The organism is Arthrobacter sp. D1-17, from assembly GCF_054130535.1.
The window spans coordinates 2,991,336-3,008,227 of sequence record NZ_CP096382.1; the positions used below are offsets into that span (position 1 = coordinate 2,991,336).

A 16,892-nucleotide genomic window follows, 5' to 3' on the forward strand; every position below is an offset into this window, starting at 1 on the left:
CATGACCCAGCTGACGTCTGTTTTTCCGCCGTTCGCCCTGAGGCTGGCAACTCCCCGGCTCGTGTTGCGCCCGCTTCGGGACGACGACATTCCCGCCGCGGTGGAGGCGGCAGCCAGCGGCATTCATGAGCGGGGCCGGAACCCTTTCAGCACACCATGGGCCGAATCACCGCCCGACCGGCTGGGTCCCGGCATGGCGCGCTGGTACTGGCAGTGCCGGGCCAATAGCACGCCGGAGTCCTGGTCCCTCATCCTTGGCATCTGGCACGGCGATACCTTTCTAGGCTGCCAGGACATCGAGGCCAAGGATTTCGCCGTCCTCAGGACCGTGACCACCGGTTCCTGGCTGAGGAGGGATGCGCACGGCCGCGGCTTCGGCAAGGAGATGCGCGCCGCCGTCGCACTGTATGCCTTTGACTGGATCAAGGCCGACGTCGCGGAGTCCGAAGCTGCGGACTGGAACGCCGCCTCCCTCGGAGTATCACGGTCCCTCGGATACGAGCTGAATGGAGTGACACGCATGTCATGGGGCGGGAAGGCCGAAACCGTCCAGCGGGTACGCCTCACGCCGGAAACCCTGAAACGTCCCGACTGGCAGCTATCGGTAGAGGGCCACGGGTCAACCGCACAGTTCCTCGGGATCTAGCAGCGTCCACGATCCGCTTGGCGTCGCAGGCTCAGTCAGCGAAGAACCGCGGCCCGGTAAACAGGGCCACGGCTCGTCGCGTTTCCTAAGTCTCAGGCCCCTTCCAGAAGCTCGGTGACAAGGGCCGCGATGGGCGAGCGCTCCGAACGGGTGAGCGTGATGTGCCCGAAGAGCGGGTGTCCCTTGAGCGTCTCAACTACCGCTGCAACGCCGTCGTGGCGGCCAACCCGAAGGTTGTCCCGCTGGGCAACGTCGTGGGTGAGGACAATCTTCGAGTTCTGCCCGATGCGGCTCATGACGGTCAGCAGCACGTTCTTCTCGAGGGACTGTGCCTCGTCCACAATCACGAAGGCATCGTGCAGCGAGCGGCCGCGGATATGGGTCAGCGGCATGACCTCCAGCATCCCGCGGTCCATCACCTCCTCCACCACTTCCTGGCTGACGAGTGCTCCGAGCGTGTCAAAGACAGCTTGCGCCCACGGGTTCATCTTCTCGGCCTCTGAACCGGGCAAGTAGCCAAGCTCCTGGCCGCCCACGGCGTAAAGGGGACGGAAGACGACCACCTTGCGGTGTTCTCTGCGCTCCAGCACGGCCTCCAGCCCGGCACACAGGGCGAGCGCAGATTTGCCGGTGCCTGCCCGCCCGCCGATGGAGACGATGCCCACCGCCGGATCCATCAGCATGTCGATGGCCAGCCGCTGTTCGGCCGAACGCCCGTGGAGGCCAAAGACATCGCGGTCCCCCTTCACGAGGCGGACCTGCTTGTCCGGGCCGACCCGGCCGAGGGCTGATCCCCTGTTGGACAGCAGGACCAGGCCGGTGTTGACGGGCAGCTCTGCCGCGGCGGGAATGAAGACCGGTTCGTGGCCATAGAGGGTGGAGATCTCCGCCTCGCTGGCGTCAACTTCCGCGACGCCGGTCCACCCTGAGTCCTTGACCAGCTCGTTCCTGTATTCGTCAGCCAGCAGCCCCATCGCGGAGGCCTTGACCCGCATGGGGAGGTCCTTGGAAACGACCGTCACATTCCTGCCCTCGTTGGCAAGATTCATTGCGACGGCGAGGATGCGGCTGTCATTGTCGCCGCCGCGGAAGCCTGCCGGAAGCACTTCAGAGGAGATGTGGTTCAGCTCCACCATGAGTGTTCCGCCGGCCTCGCCCAGCGGGATGGGTCGGTTGAGGCCGCCGTGCTGGACCCTGAGGTCGTCGAGGAGCCGGAGCGCGGCCCTTGCGAAGTAGCCCAGTTCGGGGTCATGCCGCTTGCCCTCGAGCTCGGTGATCACCACGATGGGCAAGACCACTTCATGCTCCGCGAAGCGCAGCAGCGCGCGGGGATCGGATAGCAACACAGACGTGTCAATAACGAACGTCGAGACAGCTGGCTGGGCTTCTGGGCCGGAAACAGCAAGACCGGCTGCGACATCTTCCGTGGCCGCGCCGGTCTGTGAATTCTCTCGCTTCGTGCGAGAAGTAGCCTCCTCACCCTGGTCCGTGATGACTGCGGGCAGTTGTTCAGAATTAGCCACATCGACTCCAGCCCCGGGGCACATGCCCGGAATTGTTAGTGGTGAGGCGGCTCGGCCCGGAGGCCGGGCTCGGCCTCCTCCCATACATCCGGTGCGATTGTCCGCTCCATGTACTGGCCTCCCCGATCAGCCGGCGGTTTGCCTGCTGATGGGTCTAACGTAAATCTCCCCCAACAAATTTCCAACGTCCTGCAGCGGCGATTCCTGTTGCCGGAGTGTGAATTCGAGGTGAACCGGGCGGCCGGCAAGCCTGCTGGCAACCGCAGCCGCATCAGTCAGCGGCACAGTCAGGAGCCGAAGCGGCGCTGCCGCCCGGCGTAGTCCCTGAGGGCACGCAGGAAATCGACCTTTCGGAACGCAGGCCAGAGCGCTTCGCAGAAGTAGAACTCGCTGTAGGCGCTCTGCCACATCAGAAAGCCCGACAGACGTTGCTCTCCCGACGTCCGGATGACCAGGTCCGGGTCGGGCTGGCCCCTGGTGTAGAGGAATCGGGAGATGTCATCAACGGAGAGAGTGTCCGCCAGTTCGCTGATATCGGCATTGCGCGCCACTGCGTCATGCAGCAGTTCACGGACGGCGTCCACAATCTCCCGGCGGCCGCCGTAACCCACTGCCACATTGACGTGCAGCTTTTCACGTACAGGCGTACGTGCGGTCAGCTTGGTGAGCCGCTCGGCCAGGTAGTCAGGGAGGAGCTCGGGGGCACCCATGGCGTGAACCGAAATGTCTGCGTCTTCGTCAAGGCGGTCCAGCGTGTTGGCGATGATGCCCATGAGCAGGTCCAGTTCCTCGCCCGACCGGCTCATGTTGTCGGTGGAGAGCATGTAGAGCGTCACCACCCTGATTCCCAGTTCCTGGCACCAGCCAAGGAACTCGTGGATCTTGTCCGCGCCGGCCTGGTGGCCCTGGCTGGTAGGGGCATTGAACTGGCGCGCCCAGCGCCGGTTGCCGTCCACCATAACGCCGATGTGCTTGGGTATGCGCTCAGGCTCCATCGCCCGGAGGAGCCGGCGCTCGTAGAAGCCATAGAGGAATCCGGGCAATTCCATCCGGGGCTTCACCTGACTTCCTGCGCTGACTGACTGCTGTGCAAATCCTAGGCTACCGTCCGGAGGGGTCGGGTGTGCGACGGGCCTCCCGGCCCACCCTGTTACTGACGGGTAACCTACCAGCCCGGCAGGTTATCCTGAGGATATGGCGAACACTAGCCCGGCAGGCAGCCCGGGGAATCCGGAGCATCGGCCGAACTCGGTGAATGCAGCTGTGGATGGTGCGGCCGTCCGCATTGCCGAACTGCTGATGATCAAGCCGAAGTGGCGTGGCTGGATCCACACGGCAGCCGCTCCGCTGGCCCTGGCCTCCGGGATCGTGCTGCTGATACTTGCGCCCACCCCGGACCGAAAAATTGCCTCCGCCGTCTACGCCCTGACCGGCGTGCTGCTGTTCGGCATCAGCGCCCTTTACCACCGCGGGAACTGGTCGCCGGGCGTCAAAGCGGTCTTGAAGCGCCTCGACCACACGAACATCATGCTGGTCATCGCCGGGAGCTACACTCCGCTGGCATGGAGCCTTCTTGAACGGCCGACGGCGGTGCTCCTGCTGTGGCTGATCTGGTCCGGCGCCATCCTTGGCGTGCTGTTCCGGCTCTTGTGGACCAATGCACCGCGCTGGCTGTACGTTCCGGTCTACATAGCCCTGGGATGCGGGGCATTGTTCTACCTTCCGGACTTCTTCGCCGCGAGCGTTCCCGCAGCACTGCTGATCTGCAGTGGCGGTGGGCTGTACATTGCGGGGGCCGTGTTTTATGCGCTGAAGAAACCGAACATCAGCTACAGGCACTTTGGCTTCCACGAACTGTTCCATGCGTTTACCGTGTTTGCCTTCGCCGCGCACTTCGCGGCGATTGTCATCGCTGTCCTCAGCCCCGCCCCCTAGGATGGGGCAGGTCCTACCCCTGGGATGGGACAGGACCTGCATTGAGCCTTTCCAGCACCTCGGGTACGGACCCCACCGGCCGATCGCACGCCATATTGCGGCAAAGGTAAACCAGCGGACTGCCACCGGCCCCGGCCGCGCGGCCGCGCAGCAATGGCACCGTCCCGGCGTCTGAGCCGGCAGCATCGCCGGTTCCAGCGTCCCCGCCTCGATCGCCGGCGACCGGCTCTCCCACGGCAATCACCATGCCGGGGCTGGGAGAGCGCACGAGGGCCCGGTGCATCCCCTCCCTCGCAGGTCCGGCTGCCCCGACGACGGCTGCCTCCACCGGCCCGGCGGCACCGGCCTGCGCGGTGGCGAGCAGCCAGCCGACGGCGCGGGGAGCCCGCGTTGCAAGCGGGGGCAGCAGCGACAGGATATTGCCGGCCAGCGCCCGGTGAGTGGCTGAGCCGGACAGGGCGGCGTAGCTCAGCAGGACCCCGGCGAACGCTGCCGCGCCGCTGGGCGCAGCACCGTCGAAGGGTTCCAGACCGGGCCTGCCGCCCTGGGCGTTGGTGACGGGCCGGGATTCCCCCGCACTATCTGCCAGGCTGCCGTCGACAATGAACCGCGAGCGGGCTGCCGCGATCAGCGATTCTGCCAGCCGGTACCAGCGGGCGTTGCCGGTGACGGAAAACAGGGCCAGGAAGCCTTCGGCGCAAAACGCGTAGTCCTCCAGCAGCCCACCAATTCCACGTGCCAATCCATCATGGGAAACACGCACCAGCCGGGCCTCATCTGGCTTCCAGTGGACCTGCTCCAGGTACCCGCCGATACGCACCGCTGAATCCACCAGTCCCGGCTCGTCCAGCACGGCCCCTGCCTCCGCGAGGGCGGCCACGGCAAGGCCGTTCCAGCCAGCCACCACTTTGTCGTCCCGGGCAGGTTGCGGCCGGGCGTTTCGGGCAGCGAGCAGGATGGGCCGGATCCGGGACCAGAGTGCGGCCTCGTCCGCGCCAAGAGCCCGCGCCGGATGCAGGGGCGATCCGAGCTCCGAGACGGTGCCTTCCTCCCCGACGTTCATGATGCGCGCAACGGCGGCCGCGTCATCACTGCCCAGCACGTCCTCAAGCCCGGCCACAGTCCAGAGATAGGTACCTCCTTCGTGATGGACCCCGTTGATGACGAAATCAGCATCCAGCGAGGACGCCAGCGCCTGGTCATTGCTTCCGAGTCCGAGGGCTGCCAGCATCCACCGGGCTGTGCGCCCCGCAACATCCGCAGCTTCCCCGGCCGGAAATCCTTCGGTGCCGCCCAGACGCACCCAGTGGACATAGACCCGCAGCAGCTGGGCGTTGTCGTACAGCATCTTTTCAAAGTGCGGCACGGACCAGTCCCGGGTCACCGAGTACCGGGCGAACCCGCCGTCGAGCTGGTCGAACAAGGCCGAACGCGCCATTCCTGCCAGGGCCCGCCCGGCCATGGCGCGGGCCTCCCCTGCCGTCTTCGAGGGCACTGCCGCATGCCGAACCAAAAACTCCAGGACCGCCGACGGCGGAAACTTCGGGGCGGCGCCGAAGCCACCGGCGTCGGGGTCTTCCGAGAGGGCAAGCGAACGGACGGCAGCCGGCAACAGATCCGGGTCGAGCAGTCCGGGAGGCCCATCAAGGCGCACGGCGGCGGAAAGCTGGGCCTGGCCCATGTTCTGCGCGAGCGCCCGGGCGTTCTGCTCCACGCCGTCCCTGCGCTCGGTCCAGGCGTCGTGCACCGCCTCCAGCACCTGCAAGAATGAGGGTCTGCCGGGCAGGGGCCGCGGCGGGTAATACGTGCCGGCGTAAAAGGCGAGTCCCTCCGGCGTCAGGAAAACCGACATGGGCCAACCGCCCTCACCGCTGATCGCCTGCGTCGCGGCCATATAGACGGAGTCGACGTCCGGCCGCTCTTCCCGGTCCACCTTGACGGCGACAAAGTGCTGATTGAGGTAGTCGGCCACGGCCTGGTCTTCGAAGGACTCGTGGGCCATAACGTGGCACCAGTGGCACGCCGCGTAACCGATCGACAAGAAAACGGGAACGTCCCGGGCGGCCGCGTCGGCAAAGGCCTGGTCTCCGAAGGGCTGCCAGTGCACCGGGTTGTCCGCGTGCTGCCTCAGATAGGCAGACGGTTCATCGCCCAGTGCGTTTCGCGCACCTGACTCAGGTGTCTGTGCGTCCTGCATTGCCGTCAGCGGCTTCGTCGCGCGCGATGTCCGCGGCCTCGGCAGCGGCCATGCGTTCCTCTTCCACCTGGGCGCGGTAGCGCACGCGCCGGATCCTGCGCACCATGTCTACAATCAGCAGCGCCGTCAGCACCACGATGAAGGCCGTCAGCAGGAAGCCGAGCAGGCCGGGGGTCACCTGGTCCTCCGAAAGGCCCGGCCGCAAGGAAGGCGAGGGCGCGGGCGAGGACGCCAGGGTGATGAGCATGTAGTGCACTGTTGGAACTTTCTCGGACCGCTGTTTCTGGAACTAGCTGTTTCTACATGAAATAGAAATCGTGTCTTGACTCTATCTTAGTCCCGCGAACAGGTCTTTCTCAGGGAGATCGGTGGCTACCCGCGAATGGATGAGGGTGTAGTCCTCCCAGGGCCACGCCCTGCGCTGCATGTCGGGAGACACCGCGAAGAAGAAGCCCAGCGGGTCGACCTGGGTGCGGTGAGCCCGGAGGGCATCGTCCCGGGTCTCGAAGTAGTCCCCGCAGTCCACCTGGGTAGTGGTCTGGTGCGTGGACGGCGGCGCGGTATGTCCCTCGGCGTCGGCTTCCAACCATGCCGCCAGGCGTTCGGCGTAAGGCGACTGGAGCCCGGCCTCCTCGAGCGCGAAGTGCAGGGCGCGGAAGCGCTCAGGGCTGAAGGCGCGGTCGTAGTAGAGCTTGCTCGGAGCCCAGGCTGCACCGGTGCCCAGGTATTTCTCGGGGTCTCCCGCTGCCTCGAAGGCCTCCACGGCAACGCGGTGCGCCATGATGTGGTCGGGGTGCGGGTAGCCGCCCTTTTCGTCGTAGCTGATCATCACGTGCGGCTTAAAATCCCGGACAAGGCGGACCAGCGGCGCCGCGGCGCGGTGCAGCGGCTGCAGCGCGAACGAACCCGGCGGCAGCGGCGGGAGCGGATCCCCTTCCGGCAATCCGGAGTCCACGAACCCCAGCCAGCGCTGTTTCACTCCCAGGATGCGTGCAGCCGCATGCATTTCGAGCCGCCGGGCGCCGGCCATATCCCTTTTCGGGTGCGGCTCGCCCAACATCGCGGGGTTCTGGATGTCCCCGCGGGAACCGTCCGTGCAGGTGGCCACCATGACGTCCACTCCGGACGCCGCGTACATCGCCATCGTTGCCGCGCCCTTGCTTGACTCGTCATCCGGGTGGGCGTGCACTGCCATAAGGCGGAGCGAAGGTGACGGGCTCGTGGACGCTGCCATCTGGGACTGTTCCTCTTTCTGCTGTTGCTTTCCGGGGGGACTACCGGATATTTCCCCGTAGAATCCCCACTAAACTGGATGGGTGACTACCGAGGACACGTCGGGCACTCCCCGGCCTGCAGACATTAGCCTAGCCAATCGCTATGGCGGTCCAAAGCGCCAGGTGTCCCGTAAAGCCAAACGGAACGCAGCCATCGCGGCCCTGGCTGTCGGGATGGGTTTCCTGGCGTGGGTTTCCACGTCCAATGCCATGTCTTCAGTCACATTTAAGGACGTCGGGTACATCACGGTGGATGCCACCCAAGCCGCTATCGATTTCCAGGTCACGCGTGAACCCGGAACCGAGGTGCAGTGCGCCGTGAAGGCACTCGATTCGAAGTTCGCGATCGTGGGGTGGAAGGTCGTGGACATCCCGGCTGCCCCCGATTCCGGAGAAGCATCGGTCACCGACGGGGGCCGCACGGTGGCCCTGCGTGAAGTGCTGCGCACCGAATCGCAGTCCGTCTCGGCCGTCGTGGACAGCTGCTGGATCCCCGAGAACGCCAAGTAGGTATGTGACCCACACCCCTCGGCCGTTGGGTTTTATCCACAGGATTGACTACAATGAACCAATACCTTTACCCCGCTGAGTTGGTTACTGAGTTCCACAAGTGGCCACCGTGGCGGGGTCTTTGCTTGTATGACCTGCTTGCTAACCACTAGAGGAGATGTCCGTGTCTACCACCAACAGCGCGCCTGCAGCTTGGCTTACCCAGGAAGCTTTTGACCGCCTGAAGGCAGAGCTGGACCACCTTTCCAGCGCCGGCCGGTCCGAGATCGTCCAGAAGATCGAAGCCGCGCGCCAAGAAGGTGACCTCAAGGAAAACGGCGGCTACCACGCGGCGAAAGAAGAGCAGGGCAAGATCGAGGCCCGCATCCGTCAGCTCACCCAGCTCCTTCGCGACGCCCACGTTGGCGAGGCCCCGGCAGACGACGGAATCGTCGAGCCCGGCATGATCGTCGTGGCCCGGATCGCCGGAGACGAAGAGACCTTCCTGCTCGGCTCGCGCGAGATCGCCGGAGATTCCGACATCGACGTGTTCAGCGAAAAGTCACCGCTCGGCGCGGCCATCATGGGCCACAAAGAAGGCGACACCCTGAGCTACACCGCTCCCAACGGCAAGGCGATCACGGTGGAGATCATTTCCGCCAAGCCGTACGTGGGCTAGCCTCCACGGCCCTGCCGCCTGATACGGCCCTGCCGCCTGATATTGCGGCTGTTGTTCCAAAGCTCTTGCGGCAACGCGCGACGCCGGCCCTCCTGCTGCGGGAGGGCCGGCGTCGCGCTTTAAGTCGCGCTGCTGCGGGCCCGCAGCAGTACCGCGGCGAAGACGCCGCCCACCGCTCCGCCAAGATGTGCCTGCCAGGAAACGAAGCCCGCCACGCTGGGAATCAACCCGAACAGGATGCTGCCGTACGCCGTGAACAGCACGAGCGAGAGCAGAATCTGCCACCAGCTGCGGTTGAAGAAACCCCTCACCAGCAGGAAGGCAAACAGCCCGAAAACCAGCCCGGATGATCCCACCGTGACGCCGCGGCCCCCGATCAGCCATACCGCCAGGCCGGAGCCGAGCCAGCTGCAGACAATAGCCGTGAGGAAGACCCGCAGCCCGGACATGAAGACCAGGAAGCCGAAAATAATCAGGGGCAGCGCATTGGACAGGACGTGGTTGAGGTTGGAGTGCAGCAGCGGAAAGGTGAAAATGTCGAGCAGCCCGTCCGGGCTGCGGGGCCTAAGGCCGAAGACCCGGTTCAGCCCGTGCAGCAACGCGGTGTTGAGAAGCTCGATGGCGAAGAGCAGCAGCACGAAGGAACCGACCACCAGCAGTCCGCCCTTGGCCCGTGCAGCAGGGGTGTCCCTTGCCGCCGGCGTGTCCCCGGCGAAAGGGTCCCGTGGTGGCTCCAGCATCTTATGACCTCCTCATGCACCAGTCTCTAATGCATCAGTTTTCTAATGCACCACGATCGGTTGAAAGCCCTCGGCCCGCAAGGCTGCCAGCACTTGTTCTCCGTGCTCGTGGCCCTTGGTTTCGAGGTTCACCGTGATGGAAACGTCTCCCATGCTGATGGAGCCTCCTACCCGCGTATGGTCCAGGCCGGTCACGTTGGCGTCGTTCTCCGCAATGATCCGCGCAATGGTGGCGAGTGAACCGGGCCGGTCATCGAGCATCATCCGCACGGTCATGTAACGGCCCGCCGCTGAGAGGCCGCGCTGGATCACCTTGAGCATCAGCATCGGGTCGATGTTCCCGCCGGAGAGCACCACGGCGGTGGTGCCCGGGTTCTCGATCGTGCCATCCATGAGAGCTGCCACACCAACGGCACCAGCGGGCTCCACCACCATTTTGGCGCGTTCCAGCAGGAAGATCAGGGCGCGCGCCAGGGAGTCCTCGCTGACAGTGACCACGTCATCCACCAGTTCCCGGATGATGCTGAACGGAAGCTGGCCCGGCCGGCCGACGGCGATGCCGTCGGCCATGGTGGACACCTTCTTGAGCGGCACCAGGGCGTCTGCCGCCAGCGACGGCGGATAAGCGGCGGCGTTCTCGGCCTGGACGCCGATGATGCGGATGTCCCGGCCAAGCTCTTTGGCCCGCGCCTTCACGGCGACCGCAACACCGGCCAGAAGTCCGCCGCCGCCGACGCCCATGAGAATGGTGTCGACGTCGGGCACCTGTTCGAGGATTTCCAGCCCGAGGGTGCCTTGGCCAGCCACGACGTCCACGTTGTCAAAGGGGTGGACGAACACGGCCCCGGTGTCGTCGGCGTAGCGCTGCGCCTCGGCGAGGGCCTCGTCCACGTTGTGGCCGTGCAGGATGACCTCGGCGCCGTGGCTGCGGGTCGCAGCGAGCTTGGGCAGCGCCACGCCTAGCGGCATGTAGATCCTCGCCTTGATGCCGAGGCTCTTGGCGGCAACGGCCACGCCTTGGGCGTGGTTTCCTGCGGAAGCGGCAACAACGCCGCGCTTCTTGTCCGCGTCGGACAGCCGGGCCATCCTGACGTAGGCGCCGCGCACCTTGAAGGAGCCGGCGCGCTGGAGGTTCTCGCACTTGAAGAAGACCTGGCCGCCGACCATGCTGCCGAGGGCGCGGGAGGATTCCACGGGTGTGCGGGTAATAATCCCGTCAAGCAGCTTCTGCGCCTCAAGGACATCGTCCAGCGTGACGGGAAGGCTTTCAGGGGTATTCACGAACTTATTCTCCTTTGGGAAATTCAGCTTCGGGGCCGGGGGCGGCCTTGCCGCCCGGAGCCCCCGTTCCATGACCGGCGTCCTTGCCGTGGCCGGTGCCCGGCAGACGGGCTTCCTTGATGGTGTTGTCCTGGCCGCTGCCGGCCGGGGCCGCCGCAAACGCACCGCGTGCGGCAGCCAGTACCTGATCATGTTCCCACGTTCTGCCGGCAATATACCGAATCGCCGAATTTGCTACGGCCAGGATGGGGACTGAGAAGAGGGCTCCGGGGATGCCGGCGAGGTAGGAGCCGGCCGCGACGGCGAGGATCACAGCCACAGGGTGCAGCGCCACGGCCTTGCCCATGACGAGCGGCTGCAGGATGTGGCTTTCCAGCTGCTGTACCAGGAGCACGATGCCCAGCATCACCAGCGCGTTGACCGGACCGTTGGCGACGAGTGCGAGCAGCACGGCGATGGCTCCCGTCACCAGGGCACCCACGATGGGAATGAAGGATCCGATGAAAACCAGCACGCTGAGCGGCAGCGCCAGCGGAACTCCAATGATGGCCGCACCCACTCCGATGCCCACTGCGTCAACGAAGGCCACGAACATCTGGATCCGTGCATAGCTGACCATGGAAGCCCATCCGCGCCGCCCTGCTCCGTCGGCGGGGATGCGGGCCCGCCGCGGCAGCAGCCGGACCAGGAAGGCCCAGATCCGTCCGCCTTCCAGGAGGAAGAAGATCAGGATGAACAGGGCAAGGATCATGCCTGCAGCAAAGTGGCCTGCGGTGCTGCCGAAGGAAAGCGCTCCGCTGAGGATGCTGCGGCTGTTGTCTTGCAGCGCCGCTGTGGCCTCCTGGATGTACTGGTCGATCTGCGCCGTCGTCAGGTGCAGCGGCCCCTCGGCCAGCCAGTCCTGGATCTGCTGGATTCCCGCCAGGGCCTCATTCCACAGCTCCCGGAAGCCCAGCGCCAGTTGGCGCCCTACCAGAGCCAGGGCTCCGGCTATGACCCCGATGAATGCCAGCACGGTCACGGCGACGGCCAGCCCGTTGGGCAGACGCTGCGAGCGCAGCCAGCCGACCACCGGGCTGAGCAGGCCGGCCAGCAGCGCCGCCACCATGACCGGAATGATGAGGAAGCTGATCCTGCCGAGCAGCCAGACCAACACGCCCATGATCAGCAGGATCAGCCCCACCCGCCACGCCCAGGCCGCAGCGATGCGCACTCCGTAGGGAATGTCCTGCTCAATGTCCCGCTCGGTCCTGGGCCGTGAAGGGGGAAGGATGGCTGGCCTGGCCGGCTCGTCCGGCAAGGGGTCCTTAGCTGGCGTCATAGCCCCATAATTCCCTAGCTGCGCGGCTATGGGAAACGGAGCAGTCCTTGCCTTGCCAGGAGCTCAAGGACTGCTGTCAGGAGCCGCTGTCCAGGGACGCGCTGATCCCCCACGTCATGGTGAAAGCGTCATTCGGCGCAAGCCAGCGCAGGCCATGGCCGGAGTTGAAGGCGTTGGCCGGGCCGGTCATGGGTTCAATGGCCACGGCCTTAGTCCGGCGGGGGTACTTGGTGGAGACAAAGACGTGGGCGAAGGCGCAGCCCGCATCCTGCCAGAGGCTGACGCTCCGGCCGTCGGCGGCAGCCAGCGTATGGCGGGCGATGCCGCCGTCGAACTCCAGGTCCGTCATGGAGACGTCGATGTCCAGGTCCTCCACCTTCCTGCCCTGGCGCAGGTCAGTATCGCCGCTGACCGGTTCGGAGCTCCGCGGGATTAGCCGTTCATCCGCCACCAGGCGTGTTGCCGCCCTGACGGTGAGGGTGAGCTCCTCGCTGGGAACGTCACCGAGCCGCAGGTACGGGTGCGCGCCGAGCACGAAAGGCGCGTCGGCCTGGGAGTCGTTGATCAGCGTCTGGCGCACCACCAGCCCCAGGTCCTCGGCAAGGGAGTACTCCACGCGGTGCCGCACGAGGAACGGGTAGCCGTGCTGGGGGAATACGGGGGCCTCCAGGGTCACGGAAAACTCCGACTCCGCCACGAGCGCGTAGGAGCTGTTGCGCAGGAGGCCGTGGCTTGCGTTGTTCTTGGGCACCTCTGTGATGTCCAGCTGCTGCTTTTTGCCATGGAGCTGCCAGGCGCCGTCCTCCACCCGGTTCGCCCAGGGCGCCAGGGTGATGCCGGCTCCGCCAGGAGGGATTTCCGCGTCCGCATAGGTCTCCGTCAGCTGGACACCTGCGCGGCTGTACCACCGCAGCCCCGCAGCGAGTTCGGTAACGACGGCGAGCGCACCGCCCCGCCTGAGTTCGTACTGCCGGCCGGAGGCATAGCGCCTGCGCTCGGGCTGGTCATCGCTGGATTCTGTTTCGGCGCCGGAAGTCATGGGACTTACGGTACAACCGCTGGCCGAAGCCGCGGAGGAACCTTGGGCCAGAGTGCCAATTTGTCACTTTTTGTTCGAAAGTATTTGCTTTTGGGCGATTTATGCCACACTGGTGATGTGCCCCGCCGGACCGCCGGCCTACCGCGCTCAAAGGACACAACGCATGACCTCCATCACCAGCACCTGCCTCGCCGACGGCCGGGAACTGCTGTATTTCGACGACGCCGGGTCGCGCCGGGAGCGCTCCGTGGAAGAAGCCCCGGATCTCCGCGATCTACCGGTTCGGGGCGAACCCGGCGAGGTACGGTTTGACGCGCTGACGGGAGAATGGGTGGCGGTCGCCGCACACCGCCAGACCCGGACGCACCTGCCCCCGGCCGACCAGTGCCCCATCTGTCCCACGACCGCCCTTAACCCCTCCGAAATCCCCGCCCCGGACTACGACGTTGTGGTGTTCGAGAACCGTTTTCCCTCCCTCGGCCCGGCGGTGGGCCCGGTTCCGGACAACGTGGGCTGGGGAACCGTGGGGCCCGCCTTCGGCAGGTGCGAGGTGGTGACGTTTACGCCCGAGCACACCGGATCATTCAGCGGATTGACCGAAACGCGGGCCAGGACAGTGGTGGAGGCCTGGGCGCACCGCACGGCGGCCTTGAGCGCGCTTCCGGGCATCAAGCAGGTTTTCCCCTTCGAGAACAGGGGCGCCGATATCGGCGTCACACTGCACCACCCCCACGGACAGATCTACGCCTATCCGTATGTCACGCCCCGGGCTGCCGTGATGGGCGCCGCGGCGCGAAAGTTCTATGACGACGCCGACGGCCGGCAGACGCTGACCGGTTCGCTGCTGAAGGCCGAACGGGAGGATGGCAGCAGGATGGTGCTCGAAAGCGACAGCTTCAGCGCCTACGTTCCGTTCGCCGCTCGGTGGCCCCTCGAGATCCACCTCGTGCCACACCGTCAGGTTCCCGACCTCGCGGCCCTTACCGGCACCGAGAAGGACGAACTGGCCTACGTCTACCTGAACTTGCTCAAGCGCCTTGACGCCCTCTATCCCACGCCGACCCCCTACATCTCGGCATGGCACCAGGCCCCCGTTGACCAGCTGCTGCGCCCGGCCGGTTACCTGCACCTGCAGCTGACATCACCGCGCCGCGCTGCGGACAAGCTGAAATTCCTGGCAGGATCGGAGGCAGCCATGGGAGCCTTCATTAACGACACGACTCCGGAGCTTGTGGCGGAGCGGCTCCGCGCCGTCGCAGCCGCGGACACCCCCGTCCCCGCCCCCGCCCCATCTGCCCTCACCCCATCTCCATCAGGGCTGACCGAAGGAGCCTCCGCATGACGGCTGCCAGCAGCCCCCTGAATCTCGCCGGACAATTCAGCAGCGCCTTCGGCCAGGACCCCGACGGTATCTGGCAGGCTCCGGGACGGGTCAACCTGATCGGGGAACATACCGACTACAACGAAGGCTTCGTACTGCCGTTCGCCATCGACAGGACGGCGCGTGTGGCCGTCAGGGTCCGGTCCGACGGCAAGGTCCGCCTGCTGTCCACCTATGGCGACCAGGGCATGACCACGGCGCACACGGAGATGCTGGAGCCGCAGTCCGCCAAGGGCTGGACGAAGTACCCCCTTGGCGTCGTGTGGTCACTGCAGCACCGCGGAATCGGCATCCCCGGCCTCGATCTCCTGCTGGACTCAGACGTCCCCCTCGGGGCCGGGCTCTCCTCCTCCCATGCCATCGAATGCGCGGTGATTACGGCCCTGAACGAGATCACGGGTGCCGGGCTCAGCCCCGAAGACATGGTGCTTGCCACGCAGCGCGCCGAGAACGACTTCGTCGGTGCGCCCACGGGGATTATGGACCAGTCCGCGTCCCTGCGCGGCGCGGCCGGGCACGCCGTGTTCCTGGACTGCCGCGACCAGGGGGTCCGGTTGGTGCCGTTTGCCGCCGCGCAAGCAGGCCTGGCCATGCTCGTGATCGACACCAAGGTCGCCCACTCACATGCCGACGGTGGCTACGCCTCCCGCCGCGAGGCCTGCGAACTTGGCGCTGAGGTGCTGGGCGTCAAGGCGCTGCGGGATGTTGCATTCGAGGATCTTGACGAGGCAAGCGGGCTCTTGGACGACGTCACGTTCCGCCGGATCCGCCACGTGGTCACGGAAAACGACCGGGTGCTGCAGACTGTCGAACTGCTGGAGGAGCAGGGTCCTTCCTCGATCGGAGCGCTACTGGACGCGAGTCACGTTTCCATGCGTGACGACTTCGAAATCTCCTGCCCGGAACTGGACCTCGCAGTCGGGACGGCCCGGACGAACGGCGCCATAGGCGCCAGAATGACCGGCGGCGGGTTTGGCGGCGCGGCGATCGCGCTGACACCGGTGACTGAAGAGCAGCGGGTGCGCAGCGCCGTCGTACAGGCCTTTGCCCAGGCGGGCTACACCGCCCCGGACATCTTCACCGTCACGCCCTCGGCCGGGGCGATGCGGGTGGCGTAGCGCGGGCGTAGGCTTGGCGCATGCCGGAAGCAGTCATCGTTTCAACCGCCAGAAGCCCGATCGGCCGAGCTTTCAAGGGTTCGTTGAAAGACGAACGCCCTGATGACCTGGCCGCCGCCATGGTCAGTGCCGCCCTCGCCAAACTGCCGTCCTTCGACCCCTCCGGCCAAGGCGGACCCGGCCTGGATGACGTCTATCTCGGCTGCGCCGAACCCAGCGGAGAAGCCGGCTCGAACATGGCGCGCGTGGTCACCATCCTGACCGGTCTGGACAATGTGCCCGCTGCCACGATTAACCGGTTTTGCGCCTCAAGCCTGCAGACCATCCGGATGGCCTATCACGCGATCAAGGCAGGCGAGGGGCACGCGTTCGTTGCCGGCGGAGTCGAGGCGGTCTCGCGCTATCAGAACTGGGCCGGGGCCGGAGAAACGGATTCCGGCAACCACAACCCGGTGTTCGAATCGGCGGGCCAGCGCACTGCGGCGCGGGCGGAGTCAAACACGCCCTGGACGGACCCTCGGTTGGGCGGCAGGATGCCGGACATCTATATCGCCATGGGCCAGACGGCGGAGAACGTCGCCACGTCCTACGGCATCAGCCGCTCCGATCAGGATGAATGGGCCGTGCTCAGCCAGAACCGGGCCGAGGCCGCTATCGCTTCCGGGTTCTATGCCCGGGAGATCACGCCGTACCAACGCCGTGACGGGACCGTCGTGGACCGGGATGACTCGCCGCGCCCAGGCGTCACCCTCGAAGCGGTCAGCGCACTGCAGCCAGTCTTCCGCAGGGAAGGAACCGTCACGGCCGGGAACGCCTGCCCCCTCAACGACGGCGCCGCGGCCACGGTCATTATGAGCGATTCCCGGGCGCGTGAGTTGGGCCTGGAACCTCTGGCGAGGATCGTCTCCACGGGGGCCAGCGCACTGTCGCCGGAACTGATGGGCCTGGGGCCGGTTGAGTCCACCCGAAGGGCGCTGGCCACAGCCGGGCTAGGGATCGGCGACATCGACCTCGTGGAACTGAATGAGGCCTTCGCCGTCCAGGTGCTGGCCAGCGCGCGGGAGCTTGGCATCGACCCTGCGAAGCTCAACGTGCACGGCGGCGCCATTGCCCTGGGCCATCCGTTCGGCATGACCGGCGCCCGCCTCACCACCACGCTGATCAATGGGCTCCGCGAGACGGACGGAACGATGGGCCTGGCCACGCTCTGCGTCGGCGGCGGACAGGGCATGGCCGTGGTTATCGAACGCCTTAGTTAGGCCACCGAAC

At 66.0% G+C, this 16,892-nt stretch carries 16 protein-coding genes; 7 read left to right on the top strand and 9 right to left on the bottom strand.

The window, feature by feature from the left end:
* Nucleotide 1 precedes the first annotated feature (1 nt).
* Nucleotides 2-646: a GNAT family N-acetyltransferase gene (locus M1E01_RS13880; protein ID WP_457972153.1), complete on the top strand. Its 645-nt coding sequence runs from the start codon at nucleotides 2-4 to the stop codon at nucleotides 644-646.
* A gap of 92 nt (nucleotides 647-738) precedes the next feature.
* Here M1E01_RS13880 and M1E01_RS13885 read toward each other — a convergent pair whose 3' ends face one another.
* Together M1E01_RS13885 and M1E01_RS13890 are read right to left on the bottom strand one after the other, a co-directional pair.
* Nucleotides 739-2,169: a PhoH family protein gene (locus M1E01_RS13885; RefSeq protein ID WP_457972154.1), complete on the bottom strand. Its 1,431-nt coding sequence runs from the start codon at nucleotides 2,167-2,169 to the stop codon at nucleotides 739-741.
* Between the two features lie 287 nt (nucleotides 2,170-2,456).
* On the bottom strand, nucleotides 2,457-3,218 hold the full coding sequence (locus M1E01_RS13890) for an isoprenyl transferase (RefSeq protein ID WP_457972155.1): 762 nt from the start codon (nucleotides 3,216-3,218) through the stop codon (nucleotides 2,457-2,459).
* A gap of 235 nt (nucleotides 3,219-3,453) precedes the next feature.
* Here M1E01_RS13890 and trhA point away from each other — a divergent pair, with 235 nt between their 5' ends.
* Nucleotides 3,454-4,104 (top strand): PAQR family membrane homeostasis protein TrhA, encoded by a 651-nt coding sequence (trhA, locus tag M1E01_RS13895; protein ID WP_457974973.1) that lies wholly within the window; start codon nucleotides 3,454-3,456, stop codon nucleotides 4,102-4,104.
* 13 nt (nucleotides 4,105-4,117) lie between these two features.
* On the opposite strand, the gene M1E01_RS13900 is transcribed toward trhA, so the two are convergent.
* The 3 genes from M1E01_RS13900 to mca all read right to left on the bottom strand — a co-directional run bounded on the left by M1E01_RS13900 (nucleotide 4,118) and on the right by mca (nucleotide 7,535).
* Entirely contained in the window at nucleotides 4,118-6,301 is a 2,184-nt protein-coding gene (locus M1E01_RS13900) for a thioredoxin domain-containing protein (protein ID WP_457972156.1), read from the bottom strand.
* A complete protein-coding gene (locus M1E01_RS13905) occupies nucleotides 6,279-6,557 on the bottom strand; it encodes a hypothetical protein (RefSeq protein WP_457972157.1) in 279 nt (92 codons plus the stop codon). Before M1E01_RS13905 ends, M1E01_RS13900 begins: the two co-directional genes overlap by 23 nt.
* A 72-nt stretch (nucleotides 6,558-6,629) precedes the next feature.
* Nucleotides 6,630-7,535, bottom strand: a complete 906-nt coding sequence (gene mca / locus M1E01_RS13910; RefSeq protein WP_457972158.1) for a mycothiol conjugate amidase Mca — start codon at nucleotides 7,533-7,535, stop codon at nucleotides 6,630-6,632.
* Nucleotides 7,536-7,617: 82 nt separating this feature from the next.
* On the opposite strand from mca, the gene M1E01_RS13915 reads away from it, so the two are divergent.
* Nucleotides 7,618-8,085 carry a DUF4307 domain-containing protein gene (locus M1E01_RS13915; protein WP_457972159.1) on the top strand — a complete coding sequence of 156 codons (468 nt, stop codon included), beginning with the start codon at nucleotides 7,618-7,620 and terminating at the stop codon, nucleotides 8,083-8,085.
* A gap of 163 nt (nucleotides 8,086-8,248) precedes the next feature.
* A complete protein-coding gene (greA, locus tag M1E01_RS13920; RefSeq protein WP_457972160.1) occupies nucleotides 8,249-8,743 on the top strand; it encodes a transcription elongation factor GreA in 495 nt (164 codons plus the stop codon).
* Between the two features lie 119 nt (nucleotides 8,744-8,862).
* Here greA and M1E01_RS13925 read toward each other — a convergent pair whose 3' ends face one another.
* From M1E01_RS13925 to M1E01_RS13940, 4 genes are all read right to left on the bottom strand, one after another.
* Nucleotides 8,863-9,483 carry a rhomboid family intramembrane serine protease gene (locus tag M1E01_RS13925; RefSeq protein ID WP_457972161.1) on the bottom strand — a complete coding sequence of 207 codons (621 nt, stop codon included), beginning with the start codon at nucleotides 9,481-9,483 and terminating at the stop codon, nucleotides 8,863-8,865.
* Between the two features lie 42 nt (nucleotides 9,484-9,525).
* Nucleotides 9,526-10,764, bottom strand: coding sequence for a threonine ammonia-lyase (gene ilvA / locus M1E01_RS13930; protein ID WP_457972162.1), 1,239 nt, complete (start codon nucleotides 10,762-10,764; stop codon nucleotides 9,526-9,528).
* A 4-nt stretch (nucleotides 10,765-10,768) separates the two neighbouring features.
* Nucleotides 10,769-12,085, bottom strand: a complete 1,317-nt coding sequence (locus M1E01_RS13935) for an AI-2E family transporter (protein ID WP_457972163.1) — start codon at nucleotides 12,083-12,085, stop codon at nucleotides 10,769-10,771.
* Between the two features lie 76 nt (nucleotides 12,086-12,161).
* Entirely contained in the window at nucleotides 12,162-13,124 is a 963-nt protein-coding gene (locus tag M1E01_RS13940; RefSeq protein WP_457972164.1) for an aldose 1-epimerase family protein, read from the bottom strand.
* Between the two features lie 163 nt (nucleotides 13,125-13,287).
* On the opposite strand from M1E01_RS13940, the gene galT reads away from it, so the two are divergent.
* From galT to M1E01_RS13955, 3 genes are read left to right on the top strand one after another with little or no spacing between them, the layout of a single operon-like run.
* On the top strand, nucleotides 13,288-14,466 hold the full coding sequence (gene galT / locus M1E01_RS13945) for a galactose-1-phosphate uridylyltransferase (protein ID WP_457972165.1): 1,179 nt from the start codon (nucleotides 13,288-13,290) through the stop codon (nucleotides 14,464-14,466).
* Nucleotides 14,463-15,623, top strand: a complete 1,161-nt coding sequence (gene galK / locus M1E01_RS13950; RefSeq protein WP_457972166.1) for a galactokinase — start codon at nucleotides 14,463-14,465, stop codon at nucleotides 15,621-15,623. The genes galT and galK overlap by 4 nt, the downstream gene beginning before the upstream one ends.
* 20 nt (nucleotides 15,624-15,643) lie before the next feature.
* The gene (locus M1E01_RS13955) at nucleotides 15,644-16,882 is read left to right on the top strand and encodes an acetyl-CoA C-acetyltransferase (protein WP_457972167.1); all 1,239 of its coding nucleotides are present in this window, start codon (nucleotides 15,644-15,646) and stop codon (nucleotides 16,880-16,882) included.
* The last annotated feature ends 10 nt before the right edge of the window (nucleotides 16,883-16,892 follow it).

Coding starts and splice junctions, on each gene's coding strand:
- M1E01_RS13880 (WP_457972153.1), top strand. CDS start 2: ATGACCCAGCTGACGTCTGTTTTTCCGCCGTTCGCCCTGAGGCTGGCA.
- M1E01_RS13890 (WP_457972155.1), bottom strand. CDS start 3,218: ATGGAATTGCCCGGATTCCTCTATGGCTTCTACGAGCGCCGGCTCCTC.
- M1E01_RS13900 (WP_457972156.1), bottom strand. CDS start 6,301: ATGCAGGACGCACAGACACCTGAGTCAGGTGCGCGAAACGCACTGGGC.
- mca (WP_457972158.1), bottom strand. CDS start 7,535: ATGGCAGCGTCCACGAGCCCGTCACCTTCGCTCCGCCTTATGGCAGTG.
- M1E01_RS13925 (WP_457972161.1), bottom strand. CDS start 9,483: ATGCTGGAGCCACCACGGGACCCTTTCGCCGGGGACACGCCGGCGGCA.
- M1E01_RS13935 (WP_457972163.1), bottom strand. CDS start 12,085: ATGACGCCAGCTAAGGACCCCTTGCCGGACGAGCCGGCCAGGCCAGCC.
- M1E01_RS13940 (WP_457972164.1), bottom strand. CDS start 13,124: ATGACTTCCGGCGCCGAAACAGAATCCAGCGATGACCAGCCCGAGCGC.
- galT (WP_457972165.1), top strand. CDS start 13,288: ATGACCTCCATCACCAGCACCTGCCTCGCCGACGGCCGGGAACTGCTG.
- galK (WP_457972166.1), top strand. CDS start 14,463: ATGACGGCTGCCAGCAGCCCCCTGAATCTCGCCGGACAATTCAGCAGC.
- M1E01_RS13955 (WP_457972167.1), top strand. CDS start 15,644: ATGCCGGAAGCAGTCATCGTTTCAACCGCCAGAAGCCCGATCGGCCGA.